Origin of the sequence: Mycoplasma leonicaptivi ATCC 49890, from assembly GCF_000622205.1 — a bacterium.
GTDB classification, from domain to species: domain Bacteria; phylum Bacillota_I; class Bacilli_A; order Mycoplasmatales; family Metamycoplasmataceae; genus Mycoplasmopsis; species Mycoplasmopsis leonicaptivi.
This window is the reverse complement of record NZ_JHWE01000056.1, coordinates 1-4,476: the sequence shown is the minus strand read 5'-3', so window position 1 is coordinate 4,476 and position 4,476 is coordinate 1. Positions and strand designations below refer to the sequence as shown.

Below are 4,476 nucleotides of genomic sequence, written 5' to 3'. Positions count from 1 at the left end.
TTCTACCAACTCCTTTATTTGCTTTTGGTGATTTACCTGTTTTGCTATCTAAATTCATATTTAAATTATACAAGTTAATTTTTTGTTTAAATCTATAAATTACGTGCTTAGTAAATTTAATGTTATTTTGATTACAAAAATTAGTTCAAAATAGTTGTTCACTAGCAAAATTATTATTTGCTTTGTAATACTCTTTGATTCAAAATTCTCATTGTTTGTGTGATAAATGTTTGCTCATTTTTATGGGCGAAGCCCGAGGGGTATACCCCTCCCCCTTCCTTTTGTTTTATAAAAGAAAACACAGAAATAACTGTGTCATTTCTGTGTCCCCCTTTAATACAAGTTATTTTAAAAATATTATTTAAAATTTCATAAAAAAGTCAAAAAAAACAATAGCAAAATAATGTTTTAATAATTATAAAAAGTGACAAAATATAGGTTATTCTACACGCTGTGCAAGTTAAAAATTTACATAGTGACTTACAATATTTAAGATATAAATTTACTAAATATTATATTAAATGGTAGAATATGAAAGAAGACAATTATTTTTGTAAAAAATACTAATTAAAGACAAATTATTACTAAAATTAATGTTTTTAATTTAAATTTTATACATTTAAAAAAGGAGAATAATGAAAAAAGAAGAATTAATAATAAAAGGTGCAAGAGAAAATAATTTAAAAAATGTTGATTTAACCATACCTAAAAATAAGTTAGTTGTTTTTACCGGTATAAGTGGAAGCGGAAAAAGCTCACTTGCTTTTAATACTATCTACGAAGAAGGAAGAAGAAGATATGTTGATTCTCTTGGTTCATATTCAAGAACTTTTTTAGGTGGAACTAAAAAACCTGATGTGGATAAAATTGAAGGATTAAATCCTTCAATTTCAATTGAACAAAAAACAATTCATAATAATCCAAGATCCACAGTAGGTACTGTTACTGAAATATATGATTATTTAAGATTGTTATTTGCACGAATTGGAAAAGCATATTGTCCTAACCATAATATTGAAATTTCTTCTCAAAGTAATAAAGATATTTTAGAAAGTATTTACAAATTTGAACAAAATTCACAATTGATTATTTATTCTCCATTAGTTGATAATGAAAAAGGTACTTTTGCTAATTTATTTGAAAAACTACACAATGAAGGTTTTGTTAGAGTTTTAGTAGATGGTCAAATCCAAAGACTAGATGATAAAATTACACTTGATAAAAATTATAGACATACAATTGATTTAATTGTTGATAGAGTAACTTTAAATCAAGAAAACTATAACAGAATTTCAGATGCGATTAATACTGCAATTGATAAATCCAGTGGTTTGGTAAAAGTTGAAAACTATGTTACAAAAGAAGTCAAAATCTTTTCAAAACTACATTCATGTATTTACAAAGACTTTTTTGTTCCAAAAATTGAAACAAGATTATTCTCATTTAATGCTCCATATGGTATGTGTGAAGAATGTAAAGGTCTTGGTGTTGAATTTAAACCTGATCCAGAATTAATTATTCCTGATTCAACTAAATCTATACAACATGGTGCAATTAAATACTATGAATCCACAGTAAACACAACAAATCTTGAATGACAGGAATTTCATGCTTTACTTAATCATTATAATATTCCATTAGATATTCCAATTGATGAACTAGATGATTCAAAGTATAAAATTATTTTAAATGGTTCGGGTGAAGAAGAAATAGAACACGTATTAGTTTCAACATCAAATAATAAATATCGTAGAAAACAACCAATTGAAGGTATTGCTACAAAAATAGAACGTTTATATTATTCGACAAGTTCTGAATCAAGACGGGATTATTTAAAAAAATATATGTCTTCAATGACTTGTCACAAATGTAAAGGTGCAAGATTAAACCAAAGTGCACGTAGTATTAAAATTGATAATTTTAATATTTATCAAATGACACAATTATCTATTGAGGACTTATTAAAAAAACTTGAAGCAATAACTCAAACATTAGATGCATATAATAAAACTATTTCTAGTTTAATATTTACAGAAATTAATGATCGTTTAAAATTTTTAAAAGATGTTGGTTTGGAATATTTAACCTTAGATCGTAGTGCTGAAACACTTTCTGGTGGTGAAGCACAAAGGATTAGATTAGCAACACAAATTGGTTCAAATCTAAGTGGTGTTTTATATGTTTTAGATGAACCATCTATTGGTTTACATCAAAAGGATAATTTAAAATTAATTAATACATTAAAAAAGATGGTTGATTTAGGTAATACCTTAATTGTTGTGGAACACGATGAAGATACAATGTTTGCAGCTGATCATATAGTTGATATTGGTCCACTCGCAGGTTTAAATGGAGGAGAAGTTATTGCTAATGGCTCTCTAGAAGACATTATTAAAGAACCAAAATCAATTACTGGTAAATATTTATCTGGTGAATGAAAAATAACAACACCATCTTTTAGACGAAAAGGTAATGGACAGCATATAATTATTAAAAATGCACAAGAAAATAATTTAAAAAATATCGATGTTAAAATTCCACTTGGTAAATTTGTAGGAATTACTGGTGTTTCTGGAAGTGGTAAAAGTACTTTAATTAATGATATTTTAGTGCATGGTTACATGCATATGCAAGGGAGTTTGGAAGCACTAAACCACAAAAAAGCTAAATTCAAAACCATTGAAGGATTATTTAATGTAGATAAAATTGTTTCAGTTAATCAATCACCAATTGGAAGAACTCCAAGAAGTAATCCTGCAACATATACAAGTGTTTTTGATGATATTCGTGATATTTTTGCTAACTTAGAAGAATCCAGAGTAAGAGGGTATAACAAAGGTAGATTTAGTTTTAATACACCTGGTGGTAGATGTGAAAAGTGTTCTGGTGATGGATATCTCAAAATAGAAATGCATTTTTTACCTGATGTTTATATTGCTTGTGATGATTGTGATGCAAAACGTTATGATCGTGAAACGCTTGAAATTAAATATAATAATAAAACTATTAGTGATGTATTAGATATGTCAGTTTTAGAAGCAATTGAATTTTTTAATGCAAGGCCAAAAATTGTCGAAAAACTCAACTTTTTAAAAGAAGTTGGGTTGGATTATATTAAACTTGGACAACCATCAACCACGCTTTCAGGTGGTGAAGCACAACGTGTTAAATTGGCAACTTATTTACAAAAAAAACCTACTGGAAAAACTATTTATGTTTTAGATGAACCCACAACAGGACTACATGTACATGATGTTAAAAAACTTATCACAATTCTTGAAAGAATTGTGGATAATGGTGATACTGTTATTGTTATTGAACATAATCTAGATGTTATTAAATCTTGTGATTATTTAATTGATTTAGGACCAGGAGGTGGAGTAAATGGTGGTAAAATTGTAGCAGCTGGTACCCCTGAATATGTAGCAAATGTTGCAGGAAGTTTTACTGGAGAGTTTTTAAAGAAAATTTTGGTTAATAAATAAAAAGAGGTTATAAATGATAAAAAAATATGAATTAGAACTTGAAGGACAAAGAGAATTTTATGAAAATTATCTTAAAAGAGTTGATAAAACATTATCAATAGATGTCGTTTTAACAAATAATACTGATGGTATATTAAATGGAAATATATTAGAATTTAAACTTAAAATAAATGATTTAAACTCAGTTTTATTTCAAACAATAAAATATTTATCAAGTATGAGAATTAAAGGAAAGTCAATTCCTAAAAATATAATTTTAATATCTTTAAATGATGGAATATCATATGTTTATGATTCTAATGATTATTTTGATAATATACATAAAATTTATAATAATGGTAGTTCAAAAGAAAATGAAGGATTTATAGCTAATAATTACTTAGAAAAATTAAATTATGTTGAAAATAACTTAGATGAAGAAAAATTAATAAAATTATTAAAAGAAAATAATTTTACAAAAATAAATATAGATGAAAATTGTATAGTTGGATGGGCAGAAAGATTTTATCGTGAAAATCCAAATGCTAAAAAATCTGATTTTATAGGAGATTTAGAAGGTAAAGTCAAAATTGTAGGCGAGATAAGACAACCTAATAAATTTAAAGATTATATTAATAAATATGAAGGCTATAACAATGTAAAATTTCAATATTTAATTTTAAACTTTCAGTAATTTATTATACTAACGCACTTTTACTTTTTAAAAGTGCGTTTTTTACCAAAAATTTATAAAAAAAATATTTTTTTATTTTGTTTTTTAAAATAATTTAGTATAATACTTATACTAATAAAAAAAGGACATTTTATGATAGAAAAATTTAAAAAAGTTTTAATACCAACTGGCGCAAAAATAAGTAAAAGAAAAAACGCTTGATATGTTCAAGTTGTCACAAAAAGAGAGTACATAAAAGAAAAAAAGTATTATAAAGAAACAAAAGTTGCAGTAGGAAGAGTTCTAAAAACTAGCGATGATGAAAAATATATGTATCCA

General features: G+C 25.7%; 4 protein-coding genes. 3 read left to right on the top strand and 1 reads right to left on the bottom strand.

The annotated features are described in order from the left end of the window. On the bottom strand, positions 1-238 hold a 238-nt coding region (locus tag BU00_RS0103280; protein WP_027121461.1), incomplete at its 3' end, for a hypothetical protein. Positions 239-635: 397 nt separating this feature from the next. Between BU00_RS0103280 and uvrA the strand changes: the two genes are divergently transcribed. The 3 genes from uvrA to BU00_RS04685 all read left to right on the top strand — a co-directional run. Then, positions 636-3,485, top strand: coding sequence for an excinuclease ABC subunit UvrA (gene uvrA / locus BU00_RS0103275; RefSeq protein WP_027121460.1), 2,850 nt, complete (start codon positions 636-638; stop codon positions 3,483-3,485). Between the two features lie 13 nt (positions 3,486-3,498). Further along, a complete protein-coding gene (locus BU00_RS0103270) occupies positions 3,499-4,158 on the top strand; it encodes a hypothetical protein (protein ID WP_027121459.1) in 660 nt (219 codons plus the stop codon). A gap of 132 nt (positions 4,159-4,290) precedes the next feature. Beyond that, a partial coding sequence (locus BU00_RS04685; RefSeq protein WP_036459044.1) for a hypothetical protein occupies positions 4,291-4,476 on the top strand: 186 nt, incomplete at its 3' end.